Origin of the sequence: Vibrio metoecus (assembly GCF_009665255.1) — a bacterium.
In the GTDB taxonomy this organism is placed as follows: domain Bacteria; phylum Pseudomonadota; class Gammaproteobacteria; order Enterobacterales; family Vibrionaceae; genus Vibrio; species Vibrio metoecus_B.
This window is the reverse complement of the sequence record NZ_CP035686.1, coordinates 25,652-41,660: the sequence shown is the minus strand read 5'-3', so window position 1 is coordinate 41,660 and position 16,009 is coordinate 25,652. Positions and strand designations below refer to the sequence as shown.

The following is a 16,009-nucleotide window of genomic DNA, read 5'->3' as shown; positions in this document are numbered from 1 at the left end:
TTTTTATGAGCGTTATCAGTTCGCTTAGCGAATTGCGCTAACGAACACCATTACTCATCGTAAGATTCGAACTCAATACCCATTTCGGTCATCAAACGTTTGGCTTCGGCAGGAATGTCATCAGGGCGATCTTTACGCAGGTCTTCATCCGTCGGCAAAGGCTGGCCAGTGTAGGCATGCAAGAAGGCTTCACACAGCAATTCACTGTTGGTTGCGTGACGTAAGTTATTGACTTGACGGCGTGTTCTCTCATCCGTTAGCACTTTGAGAACTTTCAGCGGAATGGATACCGTGATTTTTTTTACCAACTCGCTCTTTTTCCCATGCTCTGCATAGGGGCTGATGTATTCGCCATTCCAGTCTGCCATTGCGCACCTTCGTTATTGTGGTTCGAATCGAAATTTCAAAGGCCCTAATTTTAGCGGGATTTACTGCCATAAGCAAAGACATATAGACGTCTAGAAGTGTTGACGTCTTTATTTAACATCAGTAAAGTGTCGAGTAATTTATGGGCAACAAAATGTGAGCCCATATGAGGTCACGTTGTCATAAGACAACCCTCTCTGCTGCTTTGAGCAGGAAAGGTATATGATGACGCACTCTAGGACAGAATAGCCAGCAAGGAAAACTCCATGACCACACGCAAGCCAGCCACCATTGCGGTTCGTACCGGGATTGAATCGGACACTCAATACCATGCCGTTGTGCCCCCTATTTATCTTTCGACCAACTATGGTTTTCCCGCATTTGGCGAAGTACCTAAATACGATTACACCCGCTCAGGCAACCCAAACCGTGGTTTGTTAGAACAAACCCTGTATGAGCTTGAATGTGGTGAAGGTGCGGTGGTGACCAACTGTGGTACTTCGGCCATCAATTTGTGGGTCACGGCGTTGTTAGGCCCAGAAGATCTGATTGTGGCACCACATGACTGCTATGGCGGTACTTACCGTTTGCTCAACACTCGTGCTAAAAAAGGCGACTTCAAAGTGCAGTTTGTCGACCAATCCAACGAACAAGCACTCACGCAAGCCTTAGCACGCAAACCAAAGTTGCTGTTGATTGAAACCCCCTCCAACCCTTTAGTTCGCGTGGTGGACATCGCTCATCTTTGTCAGTTAGCGAAAGCGCAAGGTACTTTGGTGGCGGTCGATAACACCTTCTTAACTCCAGTATTCCAAAAACCGCTCACCTTAGGCGCGGATTTTGTTCTGCACTCCACCACCAAATACATTAACGGTCACTCCGATGTGATTGGTGGTGTGTTGATCTGTAAAAGTAAGCAACATGCGGAAGAGCTAGCTTGGTGGGGCAACTGTTTAGGTTCAACCGGTACTCCATTTGATAGCTACATGACCTTACGTGGCATTCGCACGCTAGGCGCGCGGATGCGCGTACATGAAGAGAGCGCGCAACAGATTTTGGCTTATCTACAGACTCAATCATTGGTTGGCAAAATTTACCATCCAAGCCTACCCAACCACCCAGGCCATGAAATTGCGAAAAAACAACAATCAGGCTTTGGCTCTATGCTCAGTTTTGAATTTGCCGGCAGTTTTGAGCAACTGAAATTCTTTGTAGGCAAGTTGGCGCTGTTTTCACTGGCGGAGTCACTTGGTGGGGTAGAAAGCCTGATTTGCCACCCCGCCTCCATGACTCATCGTGCGATGGGTGAAGAAGCATTAGCCGAAGCTGGAATTTCACAGCAGTTGCTGCGCCTTTCCGTCGGTCTTGAAGATGCCTCAGATCTGATTGCCGATCTTGACCAAGCCTTTCAGCAAACTCTTTCAGCGAATTAAGGAGACCTGTGAATGACTCACGCTCGTCAACTGCATAAATTTGGTGGTAGTAGCCTTGCCGACCCAGAATGTTATCTGCGGGTCACGAAAATTCTTAAAAGTTATTCGAAGAGTGAAGATCTGGTGGTGGTCTCTGCGGCTGGCAAAACCACGAACCGTTTGATCAGTTTTGTCGAAGCACTCAGTAAAGATGGCCGAGTTGCCCATGAAACTTTACATGCACTGCGCCAATATCAGTCCGATTTGATCACCAAGCTACTGACCGCCGAAACGGCCGAACCGCTATTGAACCAATTGCAACAAGAGATCAGCGTGTTAGGCGAGCTCACCGCCCCTCTTAGCAATGCGCAATACGCTTGGGTACTCGGACATGGCGAGCAATGGTCGGCACGTTTACTCGCCGCATTGTTAAATCAGCAAGATTTACCGGCAGTGGCACAAGATGCCCGTGCATTCTTACGTGCCGAAGCGGGAACACAGCCGGAAGTGGATCGCGCGCGCTCTTACCCGCTCCTGAAAGCCGTGTTGGCACAACATACCCAGCGCCGCGTGGTGATCACCGGTTTTATGGCGCAAAACGAACAGGGCGATACCGTCCTGCTCGGTCGCAACGGTTCCGATTACTCTGCGACCGTGATTGGCGCTCTAGCTGAAGTTTCACGGGTCACCATCTGGAGTGATGTGGCTGGTGTGTACAGCGCCGATCCACGCATTGTCAGCGATGCCTGTTTGCTGCCACTACTAAGACTCGATGAAGCCAATGAACTGGCTCGCTTAGCTGCGCCAGTTCTGCACAGCCGCACGCTACAACCTGTCGCGCAGAGCACCATGGAACTTCACTTACGTTGCAGCCACCAACCGGAATCGGGTTCTACTCGCATTGAGCGGGTACTGGCTTCTGGCCGCGGTGCAAAAATCATTACTTCACTCGATGATGTATTGCTGATTGAACTGAGCTTTGCTCACCAGCATGATTTCCAACGCTTGCAAGAAGATGTGTTACAGCACTTGCAGCGCGTGCAACTGCAACCTCTGACTTACGAAGCACAACCTGACCAATACCGTTTGCGTTTAGCTTACACAGCAGAAATTGCGCCTGGTGCGTTTGCGGCGCTGCAAGATGCCGCGTTCGAAGCCGAAATCAAACTCAAAGAAGGCTATGACCTGATTGCTGCGGTCGGTGCGGGCGTCACCAAAAACCCGAACCACTGCTATGGTTTCTACCAACATCTGAATGCCTTGCCGGTCGAGTTTATCAGCGCATCAGAATCAAGCCTCAGTTTGGTTGCCGTACTGCGTCAAACCCCAATCAACCCCTTGGTGAATGGCATCCACAAGCAGTTATTCCAAGCCCAAAAGCGCGTGGCGATTGCACTGTGTGGTAAAGGCAATATCGGTTCAAGTTGGCTCAAACTGTTTGCTGAACAAAAAGAGAAATTGGAGCAACGCCACGGCATGAATTTTGAGTTGGTTGCAGTGGTTGATAGCCAAACCTATTGGTTTAATGAGCAAGGCATTAATCCAAGCCAAGTTGCTACTCATTTCCAAGATGAAGCTCTACCCAATCAAGGACAAAGTTGGCTGAAAAAACTCGGCGCATTAGAAGGTTACGATGAAGCGGTTGTGCTTGATGTCACCGCGAGTGAAGAGCTGGCCGAGCAGTATCTCGACATTGCCGAACAAGGTTTACACTTAATTTCCGCCAACAAAGTGGCAGGCTCGGCTCCGGGCAACTATTACTATCAGGTTAAAGATGCGTTCCACAAAATTGGCCGCCACTGGCTGTATAACGCCACGGTAGGCGCAGGCTTACCAATTAACCACACAGTGCGCGACTTACGTGAAAGCGGCGATGAAATCATGGCACTTTCGGGCATTTTCTCCGGCACCCTTTCATGGTTATTTCAACAATACGATGGCAGCTTACCATTCAGTGAACTGGTGGATTTAGCGTGGCAGCAAGGTTTAACAGAGCCCGATCCGCGTTGTGATCTGGATGGTTCAGACGTGATGCGTAAATTGGTGATCTTGGCGCGTGAATCTGGCCTTGAGATCGAGCCAAGCAGTGTGAAAGTGGAATCACTTGTACCCGTTGAGCTGCGTTCAGTGTCACTGGATGATTTTCTCGACAACAGCAAACTGCTCAACGAGCAGCTCGCTGAGCGCCTCGCCCGAGCGCAGAAACAAGGCAAGGTACTGCGCTATGTTGCAAGGCTAGAGAAAAATGGCAAAGCTAGCGTGGGCGTTGAAGCGCTTGAGCAAGATCATCCACTGGCTAACTTACTGCCGTGTGACAACATCTTTGCCATCGAAAGCAAATGGTATCGGGACAACCCACTGGTGATCCGTGGTCCCGGTGCAGGGCGTGAAGTCACGGCTGGCGCGATTCAGTCCGATTTGAATCTGCTCGCGAGCCAACTCTAGCTCTCTCGTTCAACTCTATAAAACAAAGCTCGCCGCAATGGCGAGCTTTTGCATCGATCTTCTATACTTTCTTGCATTAAAAGCATCATCTTCTATCAATTAGCTTTTTGAACCACACATAGCACTCTATTGCTTTTTCAGGCTTGAATCTGCTTCACGATCAACATGAGTAATATTCATAATGGTGAGGTTGACATCAAAGCGCATTCACGACATCCTACAGCCATATAGACGTCTAAACGTCAATTCAGATTCAGGCAGTGACACTCAGTCACAGGGAGTACAAGATGGGATACACACACGCTAGCCATATCGATGCATTGAACCAGAACATTGCGGAGCTTTCCGACATCAATGTTTCGTTTGAGTTTTTTCCACCTAGCTCTCCTCAAATGGAAGAGACGCTTTGGAACTCGGTTCATCGCCTGAAGACTCTCCAACCTAAATTCGTATCGGTGACTTATGGTGCCAACTCTGGCGAGCGTGACCGTACTCACTCGATCATTAAAGCGATCAAAGATCAAACCGGTTTAATTGCCGCGCCACACCTGACTTGTATTGATGCCACTCGTGATGAACTGATCCAGATCGCTGATGACTACTGGCATAACGGTATCCAGAATATTGTGGCGCTGCGTGGTGATATTCCGGCCGGTGGTGGTAAGCCTGACATGTATGCCTCGGATCTAGTGACACTGCTCAAATCGCGCCACGATTTTGATATTTCTGTGGCCGCCTTCCCTGAAGTGCATCCTGAAGCCAAAAGCGCGCAAGCGGATCTGCTCAATTTAAAACGTAAAGTCGATGCAGGTGCGAATCGTGCTATCACTCAGTTCTTCTTTGATGTAGAAAGCTACCTGCGTTTTCGCGATCGTTGTGTTGCGGCTGGGATTGACGTAGAAATCGTTCCTGGAATTTTGCCGGTTTCTAACTTTAAACAAGCGTCGCGCTTCGCTGCGCAAAACAACGTGAAAGTTCCCAATTGGATGGTGAAACAGTTTGAAGGGTTGGATGAGGATCCGGTGACTCGTCAATTGGTAGGTGCAAGCCAAGCCATTGATATGGTGCGCGTGCTGTGCCGTGAAGGGGTGAAAGATTTCCACTTCTACACGCTAAACCGTGCCGAAATGACTTACGCGTTATGCCACACCTTGGGTGTGCGACCACAAGCTTAAAAGAATACTCCTCGCCAAGATCAAAAACGCCGACATCACTGTCGGCGTTTTCATGAGGAGAATTACTCCACGTCTTCCATTTTGCCCAACAGGCTACGGATGCGCTCTTGCCATGCCGCATGTTCTTGTTGAACTTGCTGTGCACGCTGCTCAAGCGCTTCACGTGCTTCACGCAGCTCTTGCGCTTCATTTTGCAGCTGTTGCTTTTCTTCTTTCAGCTCTTCAACTTCCATTTGCAGCAGTGCAATGGTGTCGACCGCGGTTTGAATTTTCGCTTCCAGTTTTTCTAATACTTCAAAAGACATGACGTTTTACCCTTGTTGATTCGATTGAGGTGAAGTGGGCTTCACTGATTGAGATCATTCTACTCAGCCCTGTGCGCAGAAACACGCCCTAAGTTCGATCTTTTTCGCTATTCGGTTAAAAAAACCGCGCAAATTGACGCAAGCTTAACGGAAGTGGCCGCGAAGCCCACTTTGCACTAACCCATTCACTCACAACTTGGCTTTTTTCGCTCGATTTTGATCGAAGGCAAAGGCTAGCGACCGCAAAAGGCAAACGTTTACTTACGAATGTGATAGAATCCCGCGCAAAATTTCTCTCTTGGTTTGGAGCAAACATGAAACGCGATTTAGCAATGGCTTTTTCCCGAGTCACTGAAGGTGCCGCACTGGCAGGCTATAAATGGTTGGGACGTGGCGACAAAAATGCCGCCGATGGTGCTGCGGTGGAAGTGATGCGTGCCCTGCTCAATCAAACCGAAATCAGCGGCGAAATCGTGATTGGTGAAGGTGAAATCGATGAAGCGCCAATGCTTTACATTGGTGAGCAAGTTGGCTTAGGTGGCGATGCGGTAGACATTGCGGTTGACCCGATCGAAGGCACGCGCATGACCGCCATGGGACAATCGAATGCGTTAGCAGTGCTGGCCGCGGGCGAAAAAGGTAGCTTCCTGAAAGCGCCTGATATGTACATGGAAAAATTAGTGGTTGGCCCTGGTGCAAAAGGCTGTATCGATCTGCATTTGCCACTGAAAGATAACCTGCGCAATGTCGCCAAAGCACTTGGTAAGGCATTAACCGATTTAGTGGTGATTACACTTGCCAAACCACGCCACGATAACGTCATCGCCGAGATGCAACAAATGGGCGTGCGTGTGTTTGCGGTGCCAGATGGCGATGTGGCAGCTTCGATTCTGACCTGTATGCCCGATAGTGAAGTAGACATGATGTACTGCATTGGCGGCGCGCCAGAAGGTGTGGTGTCTGCAGCGGTGATCCGCGCACTGGATGGTGATATGCAAGGCCGCCTGCTGCCTCGTCACCAAGTCAAAGGTGATACGGAAGATAACCGTATTTGGGGTGCCAAAGAGCTTGAACGTTGCCAACAAATGGGCGTTGAAGCGAACAAAGTGCTGAAGATGGAAGACATGGCACGCAGTGATAACGTCATTTTCGCGGCAACCGGTATTACTAAAGGCGATTTGCTCGATGGCATCAGCCGCAAAGGTAATATCGCAACGACAGAAACTCTGCTGATCCGTGGTCGCTGCCGCACCATTCGTCGTATCCGCTCAATTCACTATCTGGAGCGTAAAGACCAACAAGTGCGCGACATCATTCTTTAATTCAGAATTCCACGCATAAAAAAGACCGCCTTGGCGGTCTTTTTTGTCTCTGGATACAAAGCGGAGTGTGCTTAGAATAGCTCTTCTGCGACTTTGTACAGGTCTGTGCGAACTGGACGCTTCATGTTCTCAATCGCATCAATGATGTCGTGATGAACCAGTTGCTCTTTCTGGATACCAACACAACGACCACCGTGACCTTCCATCAGGAGGTGCACCGCATAGTTACCCATGCGTGAGGCGAGTACACGGTCAAATGCCGTAGGTTTACCACCACGTTGGATGTGACCTAATACGGTTGCGCGAGTTTCACGGCCTGTTGCTGCTTCAATCTCTTTCGCCAGCTTGTTAGCATCCATCATCAGCTCAGTCAGCGCGATGATCGCATGCTTCTTACCTTTGGTGATGCCGTCTTTGATGTTAGAGATCAACTGTTCCATGTTCAGACCAGTTTCTGGCGTGATGATGTATTCACAGCCACCCGCAATCGCAGAAGTCAGAGTCAGGTCACCACAGTGACGGCCCATGATTTCAACAATAGAGATACGTTGGTGTGAAGAAGAGGTATCACGCAGACGGTCAATCGCTTCAATAACGGTGTTCAATGCCGTCAAATAGCCGATGGTGTAATCGGTACCTGCGATGTCGTTATCGATAGTGCCTGGCAGACCGACACAGGGAAAGCCCATTTCGGTCAGTTTTTTGGCGCCCATGTAAGAGCCGTCACCGCCGATAACCACTAAGGCTTCAATGCCGTGCTTTTTCAGGTTTTCAATCGCTTTCTCACGAACTTCTACTTCGCGAAATTGTGGGAAACGTGCAGAGCCTAAAAAAGTACCGCCGCGGTTGATCACGTCAGACACGCTTGAACGGTCTAGCTGCTTGATACGATCTTCATACAGGCCTTGGTAACCGTCATAAATACCAAACACTTCTAGACCTGCGCCGAGTGCTGTACGCACTACGCCACGAATAGCCGCGTTCATACCTGGGGCATCGCCACCACTCGTCAAAACACCGATTTTTTTAATCATGCTCACCCTCGAACTTTGCGAATCGAATATCAATTTCTACGCCGTCTGGTTTGTAGGAACCAGACAGAAAAATTCAAAAACTGTGCGTAATGTTACCTTTCCCGATTAGGAATACTACTGTTATTTGCACTAAATTCTGTAAGTTTTCTACTTATGTAAGAGTATTACAGTTTTGTACTGACCCAGTGTTGATTCATGTCAGGATTGGCGTTTTTTTGTTAACTTGGGGAAAAGATAGCCAAACAGACTTCTTTTGTCGCCTCACCATTGAGATTTTTGTCGCTGTTCTGCCTCAAGTACCACGGAATGGGGATCTTGATGAATCAAAACATCCGCGCCTTTAAAGACATCACACAGCTTATCCTCGACCCGATCCGAAATATGATGCGCTTCGAGCAATGAAATGTTGTCATCCAATTCCAAATGAAGTTGGATGAATCTTACCGGCCCTGACATTCGCGTCCGTAATTGATGCATTCCAATCACCCCTTCTACGCTCAGACAGATCGCGAGGATCTGCTCCAACTCTTCATCGGGTAATTTACGGTCGAGCAGTGTTTGCACCGCATCATGCACCATTTTAAAGGCGCTCAGTAAGATATAGAGGCCGATGCCGATCGCAAATATCGCATCCGCTTGCCCAAAGCCCCACCAACTTAATCCTAGTGCCACCATGATTGCCGCGTTCATCAGCAGATCCGATTGATAGTGGAGTGAATCTGCCGCAATCGCCTGACTGCCGGTTTTTTTCACCACATGACGTTGGAATAACACCAAACCAAAAGTCACCACCATCGCCAACGCACTGACATAAATACCTAGCTCAGGTGCATTCAGTTCATGTGGGCGGAAGAAACGATCCACACCGTTAAGGATCAGAAAACAAGCGGAGCCAGAGATAAACATGGCTTGGGCAAGTGCGGCCAATGATTCCGCTTTGCCATGTCCAAATGCATGTTCTTGATCGGCAGGTTGCAGAGCAAAACGCAATACGATGAGGTTCACCACAGAGGCTGCAATATCCAGCACCGAGTCGATTAAAGAAGCCAGTAAGCTAACCGAACCTGTCACCCACCACGCAACCACTTTGACCACCAGTAGCAGCGTCGCGACTGACGTTGCCGTCCATGCTGCCATTGTGACTAAACGGGCGTATTCTTTTTTCATCGCCTCACCATTGTATTCATTAAGTTAAAGAAGCCCGAGTATATAACCGAGAGGCAAAAAACCACAAGGCAGCGCGAGGCTACCTTGTGGTGATGGAATGTGCGATGTCATTATTGATGACGAGGTTTACCTTTGCCGTGAGAACCGTCCATCATGCACTGATCCATTTGTGCTTGTTGCAACGTCTGCAATTTGGCTTTCTGTTCTGCGGTCAAAATGCTCATCATTTGATGGCGTTTCTCCATCATTTTTACGCGGTGAGTCACTTGTTGATCCACCATCTGTTTTGCAAGGTTTTCGGCGGCGACCTGATCAAAGTCAGCAGCTAACACCAGAGCACGCTCTTGTGAATGTAGTGCTTTCATCGCATCATGGTTTTGTCCACGATTAGCGCGCATCTCTTCACGTCCAGCCTCACGCATCTCTTTGAGTTGAGCCTGCTGCTCTGCGGTTAAATCGAGCTGCTTCCAGATCCCGCGCTCGCCTTTACCACCACAAGAGCCATCTCCGTCCTTATCCCAACCGTGACCACCAAAGGCAAACGCAGCGGTCGTACCCAAAGTAAGTGGAAGCATAGCGGCGGCTAAAATCATTTTTTTGGCAAGTTTCATAATTCGTTCCTCTACATGACGTTATGGATTACATGGCTGCTCTGCAGCGCTTGAACATAGATTACGACTTGCAAGGTCAAGTGACGTATAGACAGCGTAAAGAATCGTAAAGAGCTGATTGCTCACTGACTGCGGTACTTTTTTCACGGTAAACTGAAAGCAATTAAGCAATCTACGAGGCAGCTATGGCACATATCCTTTTGATCGATGATGACACTGAACTGACCAGCCTATTAACGGAAGTTTTACAGTATGAAGGCTTTGATATTTCTGAAGCCAATGACGGTGAAGCAGGATTGGCGGCGGTCAGCGATGAGGTCGATCTGATCCTCCTTGATGTGATGATGCCCAAGCTCAATGGTATGGAGACCTTAAAGCGCCTGCGTGAAAAATGGGCAACTCCGGTTTTAATGCTGACCGCCAAAGGCGAAGAGATTGATCGCGTGATCGGCCTAGAGCTGGGCGCAGATGACTACCTACCCAAACCTTTTAGTGATCGAGAACTGCTGGCGCGTATTCGGGCGATTTTACGTCGTACGCAAAATGCGCTTCCCCCCAAACACTCAGACGTCATCGAATGTCAGGATCTCCAAGTCTATCCCGGCAAACAAGAAGCCTACTGTCAGGGGCAATTGCTCGATCTCACCACCACTGAATTTGCGCTACTGACCCATTTTGTGCAGTCGCCGGGAGAAACGCTCACCAAAGAGATGCTCAGTGTAGAAGTGCTCGGTAAACGCCTTGCTGCGTTTGATCGCGCCATTGATATGCATGTCTCTAATCTGCGCAAAAAACTGCCTGAACGGCAGGATGGTAAAGCCCGCATCAAAACCTTGCGTGGCCGCGGCTATTTAATGGTTCAGGAGGAGTGATGCGCCTACCGAAACTCAATAACCTGTATGGGCGAATTTTCGCGATTTTCTGGTTTACCATGCTGTTGGTCTTGTTCGCAGTACTCACCCTACCACACCTTGATCCACGCAAATCGCGTGACCTGTCACCTGAGGCATACCAACGTCTGCTGGAAAGCAAAGCACGTTTTGAGTCGGAGTACCAAAACACCACCGAGTTAGGCAAAATTCTCTATCAATTAGAAGGTCGAGGCATGTCGAAACGTGAACATGATGGCCGCCCCCAATTTTTTGTGACTGATTTGGAAGGGAATGTACTGACCTCCTCCAAACATGCTGATTTTCGCCTGAAAGCCCTGCAAAACTTCTCTTCCAGCATTGAATCGGTCGAAAAACCCCAGCAACGGCTTTATGGCCGCTATATGCTGGCTGGCCCGGTTCCCATTACGTTGGCCAAACAAGATTTACTGCTGTATGTCGGGATGCGCTGGGATGAACCACCACCCTTTTTGCTGCGCCTATTTGATAAGCCATTCCAACTACTGTTGGCGATCATGCTAGTCAGCACACCGCTGTTATTGTGGCTCGCTTGGGCATTGAGTAAGCCGGCACAAAATCTGGCACAAGCCGCACAGCGCGTCGCACGTGGTGAATTTGTGCATGACCCAAAATTAGAACGCGGTACGGCGGAATTTCAGCAGGCCGGACGCAGCTTCAACCAAATGGTGGATGCCGTGAATCAAATGGTGTCGGGGCAACAGCGGCTGCTCTCTGATATCTCACACGAATTACGCTCGCCGTTGACTCGGCTGCGTATGGCCAACGCATTAGCCATGCGCAAACAAGGCAGCAGCAACGAATTAGAACGGATTGATACCGAAGCGCAGCGTTTAGAGCAGATGATTGGCGACTTACTCGCGCTATCACGCATGCAAACCAACAGCCACTTGATGCGTGAAGTACAGCCTCTCAGTAGTCTATGGGAAGAACTGCTTAAAGATGCCGAGTTTGAAGCGGAACAAATGGACAAAACGCTGACTTTTGAAGCGATCCCAGATCGCAGCATCAACGGGACGCCAAAGCTACTCATGAGTGCGCTAGAAAATGTGGTGCGAAACGCCATTCACTACGGACAACAACGAATCCATGTGGCGTTTATCGTGCAAGATAACCAACTCACCGTCAGCGTTGATGATGATGGAGAAGGTGTACCCGAAGAGCAGTTAGCCGATATATTCCGCCCATTTTATCGAGTTTCTACCGCGCGAGATCGACACAGCGGCGGCACGGGGTTAGGGCTTGCCATCACTGAAAGTGCGATTCGCCAGCACAGCGGCACCATCAGCGCAACACGCAGTAGTTTAGGTGGCTTACGAGTTTGCTTCACTTTACCTTTACAAGCTACGTAAGCATTGTTGACCAATCGCTGCAACCAACCCAAGAAGGGGCTATACTCGCCCCTTCTTCTTTGTACTCACTGAACATCGGTTATGTTTGATATTGCTCTCTACGAACCAGAAATCGCCCCCAACACGGGCAACATTATTCGTTTGTGTGCCAACTGTGGCGCAAACTTGCACCTGATCGAGCCACTCGGTTTTGATCTGGAAGAGAAAAAAGTGCGTCGCGCAGGATTGGATTACCATGACTTAGCCCGCGTGACTCGCCATAAAGATTACGCTGCGTTTATCGACTACTTGCAGCGTGAGCGCGAAACTTTCCGCCTGTTTGCTTGCACCACCAAAACCACACAACACCATGTTGATGCGAAATTTCAACAAGGTGATGTACTGATGTTTGGCCCAGAAACTCGCGGTTTACCAGCCGAGCTGATTGCCAGCTTGCCTGCCGAACAACGCATTCGCATCCCGATGATGCCGGAAGCGCGTAGCCTGAACCTTTCCAATGCGGTAGCGATTATAGCCTTTGAGGCGTGGCGTCAAATGGGGTTTGATGGCGCAATCTAATGCGCCATTCATTAACTCGATAATCTATTTAAGACGGTGCTGGTCTTGATCGTCTTTGCGTTCAAACTCACCTTCATAGATCGTACCGTTTGGATTTGAATGATCGCGAAAAGGATTCGGCTGCTCAAAACCGGCGCCACTGGCGTGGATATTGCCGACCACAACACGGCTCATCAACTGCTTCGCTAAATAAGCACGCGGCGCAGGCAGCAGAACCAGCATACCGAGGATGTCAGTGAAAAAACCAGGGGTCAGTAACAACACACCCGCCATGGCTAACATTACCCCTTCTAAAATTTGCTGTGCGGGCAGTTGGCCTTGCGCCAAGCGCTGTTGTACGGTCAAAAGCGTTTGTAAGCCTTGGCTGCGCACCAGCGAAGCACCAACCATCGCCGTCAAAAGCACAAGGGCGATGGTCGGCCACACACCAAGTACGCCGCCGACTTGAATAAACAGCGCGATTTCAATCACAGGGACTGCAATAAATAAAAACAGTAGTATCGGGAACACAATGCCTCCTTGGTTTTGGTCACGTTAACCACAACCGAGATGGCTGACAAGCCACCCTGAGATAAAACCCACCCCAATAAGCATTTTTTGTTTAGCGATCGGCAATCACTCGATTGCGCCCCAAGCGTTTCGCCGACAGCAGCGCTTGATCGGCAGTTTGTAACAAATTATCCCAATTGTTGTTCGTCATCGCCCCCACCGTACACCCTGCACTCAGCGTCAAAGCAATCTGCTGTCCTTGCCACATCAGGGTATTACTCTCCACATAGCGTCGTATCGTTTCCGCCAAGCCAATGACATTGGCCATTTCATCGCATACAAAACAGACCAAAAACTCTTCGCCACCCCAACGCACACAACACGAAAGCGAGGGTAAGTTTTGCTCCAACAATCCAGCGATTTGGCGCAGTACGTAATCTCCGGCGGGATGACCATAGGTATCGTTGATCTGCTTAAAATAGTCGATATCAAAAATGATCAGTCCCAATGAAGTCTCAGGAGCGATGGGGTCACACCAAGTGAAAAAACCTCGGCGATTTTTCAACTGAGTTAATGGGTCGATTTGTGATTGATGCTCTGCTTCGGCAAGCGATATTTTATAGTCATGAATATTGCGAAAGGTAATGATATGCAGATCGTCACGACAAGCAGGTTCTATTTGCGCTGAAACGGAAAACCAACGCTGCACGCCATCGGCGCACATGATCAAAGCCGGCATCTGCGCGACATCTTCACCTTGCGATCGTGCTTCATCGACCGTCTTTTGCCATTCAGTAATAATCTCCTGCCGATAGTCTATGTGTGGGTAAGCCTTTTCAAACCAAGTCTCGATGTTGGGGATCTGCTCAATGGTATACCCCAGCTCTTTGACAAAAGCTTTATTAAAATGCAGATGCTCACGCTCGCCTTGTCCAAGCACAGAAGATTTAGAAATAATGATCGGCAGCGGAATCACATCCAATATGCGGCTGACATATCCTTGTAGATCTCGGTCCGACAACAACCTTGCTGAATCGGCATGATTCACCATAAATCAGCTCCTTTTTATACCGCTCTCTTCCTTTATATAGTTATAGATAAAACTCTCAGCAAATTTTCCATCAAATTGTATTAAAAGGTGATCCAGTTACTATTTTTAATATGCATTTACAGTATTATGTGCCACGCAAGTCAGGACGGATTTCCAGCCAAAAACTCTGACGAATGGATTCTTAAATTACAGAAATGGCTATTAATTTAGTTTTTTACCAGAATAATTATCTAAGGATCCCCATATGGCTACCCTATCTGAAGCGCCTAAAACAGCGACTCCGGCTACCCGCATTGAAGAAGATCTGTTAGGTCAACGTCACGTTCCTGCTGATGCTTACTACGGTATTCATACCCTTCGCGCTGTCGAAAACTTCAACATTTCTAACGTTACGATCTCTGACGTACCTGAATTTGTACGCGGCATGATCATGACCAAAAAAGCAGCGACTTTGGCGAACAAAGAGCTGGGCGTAATTCCAAAAGATGTGGCGAACTACATCCTCCAAGCGTGTGATTTGATTCTTGAAACAGGTAAGTGCATGGATCAATTCCCGTCAGATGTATTCCAAGGCGGTGCAGGCACTTCGGTGAACATGAACACCAACGAAGTGATTGCCAACGTAGCTCTAGAATTGATGGGCAAAGAAAAAGGTCAATACGAGTTCATCAACCCGAATGACCACGTGAACAAAAGCCAATCAACCAACTGTGCTTACCCAACGGGTTTCCGTATCGCGGTTTACAACAGCATCCTGAAAGTCATTGATGCGATTGAATACCTGAAAGGCGCATTCGAACTGAAAGCGATCGAGTACAAAAACATCCTAAAAATGGGTCGTACTCAGTTGCAAGACGCTGTGCCTATGACGGTAGGCCAAGAATTCCACGCATGGGCAGTGACTCTGAATGAAGAGATTCGTGCTCTGCAATACACTTCAAAACTCTTGCTGGAAGTGAACTTAGGCGCAACCGCGATCGGTACTGGCCTGAACGCCGCTCCGGGTTACCAAGAGCTCGCGGTAAAATATCTGGCGCAAGTAACTGGCCTAGAAACGGTACCTGCCGAAGATCTGATTGAAGCTACTTCTGACTGTGGTGCTTACGTGATGACGCACGGTGCGCTGAAACGTCTAGCGATGAAGATGTCTAAGATCTGTAACGATCTACGTCTGCTCTCTTCTGGCCCTCGTGCGGGTCTGAACGAAATCAACTTGCCTGAGCTGCAAGCGGGTTCTTCCATCATGCCAGCGAAAGTAAACCCAGTGATCCCAGAAGTGGTAAACCAAGTTTGCTTTAAAGTATTCGGCAACGACAACACCATCACGTTCGCCGCAGAAGCAGGTCAACTGCAGTTGAACGTTATGGAGCCGGTGATTGCTCAAGCAATGTTTGAGTCTATCTCTCTGCTGACTAACGCGTGTGTGAACCTACGTGACAAGTGCATTGATGGCATCACCGTGAACAAAGAAATCTGCGAAAACTTCGTGTTCAACTCGATCGGCATCGTGACTTACCTGAACCCATACATTGGCCACCATGAGGGTGACATTGTCGGTAAGATTTGTGCTGAAACCGGTAAGAGCGTACGTGAAGTGGTACTTGAGCGCGGCTTGCTCACTGAAGAGCAGCTCGATGACATCTTCTCGGTTGAGAACCTGATGCATCCTCAGTACAAAGCAAAACGTTACGAATAATCGTTCGGTTTAAGCCCCCTTTGTTGGGGGCTTTTCTCATCAAACTCAATGCGCTGAAAGCATTATTTGAACGCTCGTAGTGTGAGTGTTGAGATAATTTTTTCATCTTTAACATGAG

The 16,009-nt window shown here is 48.8% G+C and carries 15 protein-coding genes; 8 read left to right on the top strand and 7 right to left on the bottom strand.

Features of this window, described 5'->3' with window-relative positions:
• Nucleotides 1–50: 50 nt before the first annotated feature.
• Nucleotides 51–368, bottom strand: a complete 318-nt coding sequence (gene metJ / locus EPB59_RS00175; protein ID WP_000796267.1) for a met regulon transcriptional regulator MetJ — start codon at nucleotides 366–368, stop codon at nucleotides 51–53.
• Nucleotides 369–632: 264 nt separating this feature from the next.
• Between metJ and EPB59_RS00170 the strand changes: the two genes are divergently transcribed.
• The 3 genes from EPB59_RS00170 (at nucleotide 633) to metF (ending at nucleotide 5,398) form a co-directional block, all read left to right on the top strand.
• Nucleotides 633–1,799 (top strand): O-succinylhomoserine (thiol)-lyase, encoded by a 1,167-nt coding sequence (locus tag EPB59_RS00170; protein ID WP_154171284.1) that lies wholly within the window; start codon nucleotides 633–635, stop codon nucleotides 1,797–1,799.
• A 12-nt stretch (nucleotides 1,800–1,811) separates the two neighbouring features.
• Nucleotides 1,812–4,223 (top strand): bifunctional aspartate kinase/homoserine dehydrogenase II, encoded by a 2,412-nt coding sequence (locus EPB59_RS00165; RefSeq protein WP_154171283.1) that lies wholly within the window; start codon nucleotides 1,812–1,814, stop codon nucleotides 4,221–4,223.
• A gap of 287 nt (nucleotides 4,224–4,510) precedes the next feature.
• Nucleotides 4,511–5,398, top strand: a complete 888-nt coding sequence (metF, locus tag EPB59_RS00160) for a methylenetetrahydrofolate reductase (protein WP_055051309.1) — start codon at nucleotides 4,511–4,513, stop codon at nucleotides 5,396–5,398.
• Between the two features lie 62 nt (nucleotides 5,399–5,460).
• On the opposite strand, the gene zapB is transcribed toward metF, so the two are convergent.
• Entirely contained in the window at nucleotides 5,461–5,703 is a 243-nt protein-coding gene (gene zapB, locus EPB59_RS00155; RefSeq protein WP_000007388.1) for a cell division protein ZapB, read from the bottom strand.
• 314 nt (nucleotides 5,704–6,017) lie between these two features.
• Between zapB and glpX the strand changes: the two genes are divergently transcribed.
• Complete coding sequence (gene glpX / locus EPB59_RS00150) at nucleotides 6,018–7,025, top strand: class II fructose-bisphosphatase (protein ID WP_154171282.1); 1,008 nt, start codon at nucleotides 6,018–6,020, stop codon at nucleotides 7,023–7,025.
• Nucleotides 7,026–7,096: 71 nt separating this feature from the next.
• Here the strand turns inward: glpX and pfkA are convergent, their stop codons facing one another.
• From pfkA to EPB59_RS00135, 3 genes are all read right to left on the bottom strand, one after another.
• Nucleotides 7,097–8,059 (bottom strand): 6-phosphofructokinase, encoded by a 963-nt coding sequence (pfkA, locus tag EPB59_RS00145; RefSeq protein ID WP_154171281.1) that lies wholly within the window; start codon nucleotides 8,057–8,059, stop codon nucleotides 7,097–7,099.
• Between the two features lie 261 nt (nucleotides 8,060–8,320).
• Nucleotides 8,321–9,226 (bottom strand): CDF family cation-efflux transporter FieF, encoded by a 906-nt coding sequence (gene fieF / locus EPB59_RS00140; RefSeq protein WP_095458969.1) that lies wholly within the window; start codon nucleotides 9,224–9,226, stop codon nucleotides 8,321–8,323.
• A gap of 110 nt (nucleotides 9,227–9,336) precedes the next feature.
• On the bottom strand, nucleotides 9,337–9,837 hold the full coding sequence (locus EPB59_RS00135; RefSeq protein ID WP_154171280.1) for a CpxP family protein: 501 nt from the start codon (nucleotides 9,835–9,837) through the stop codon (nucleotides 9,337–9,339).
• Between the two features lie 185 nt (nucleotides 9,838–10,022).
• On the opposite strand from EPB59_RS00135, the gene EPB59_RS00130 reads away from it, so the two are divergent.
• The 3 genes from EPB59_RS00130 (at nucleotide 10,023) to trmL (ending at nucleotide 12,655) form a co-directional block, all read left to right on the top strand.
• Nucleotides 10,023–10,709 (top strand): response regulator, encoded by a 687-nt coding sequence (locus EPB59_RS00130; protein WP_055051312.1) that lies wholly within the window; start codon nucleotides 10,023–10,025, stop codon nucleotides 10,707–10,709.
• Nucleotides 10,709–12,097, top strand: a complete 1,389-nt coding sequence (gene cpxA / locus EPB59_RS00125; RefSeq protein WP_154171279.1) for an envelope stress sensor histidine kinase CpxA — start codon at nucleotides 10,709–10,711, stop codon at nucleotides 12,095–12,097. Before EPB59_RS00130 ends, cpxA begins: the two co-directional genes overlap by 1 nt.
• 81 nt (nucleotides 12,098–12,178) lie before the next feature.
• A complete protein-coding gene (trmL, locus tag EPB59_RS00120; protein ID WP_055051314.1) occupies nucleotides 12,179–12,655 on the top strand; it encodes a tRNA (uridine(34)/cytosine(34)/5-carboxymethylaminomethyluridine(34)-2'-O)-methyltransferase TrmL in 477 nt (158 codons plus the stop codon).
• Between the two features lie 24 nt (nucleotides 12,656–12,679).
• Here trmL and EPB59_RS00115 read toward each other — a convergent pair whose 3' ends face one another.
• Together EPB59_RS00115 and EPB59_RS00110 are read right to left on the bottom strand one after the other, a co-directional pair.
• Entirely contained in the window at nucleotides 12,680–13,165 is a 486-nt protein-coding gene (locus tag EPB59_RS00115; RefSeq protein ID WP_154171278.1) for an FxsA family protein, read from the bottom strand.
• Between the two features lie 91 nt (nucleotides 13,166–13,256).
• Nucleotides 13,257–14,195 carry a GGDEF domain-containing protein gene (locus tag EPB59_RS00110; RefSeq protein WP_154171277.1) on the bottom strand — a complete coding sequence of 313 codons (939 nt, stop codon included), beginning with the start codon at nucleotides 14,193–14,195 and terminating at the stop codon, nucleotides 13,257–13,259.
• Between the two features lie 244 nt (nucleotides 14,196–14,439).
• Here EPB59_RS00110 and aspA point away from each other — a divergent pair, with 244 nt between their 5' ends.
• Nucleotides 14,440–15,891, top strand: coding sequence for an aspartate ammonia-lyase (aspA, locus tag EPB59_RS00105; RefSeq protein ID WP_055051317.1), 1,452 nt, complete (start codon nucleotides 14,440–14,442; stop codon nucleotides 15,889–15,891).
• The last annotated feature ends 118 nt before the right edge of the window (nucleotides 15,892–16,009 follow it).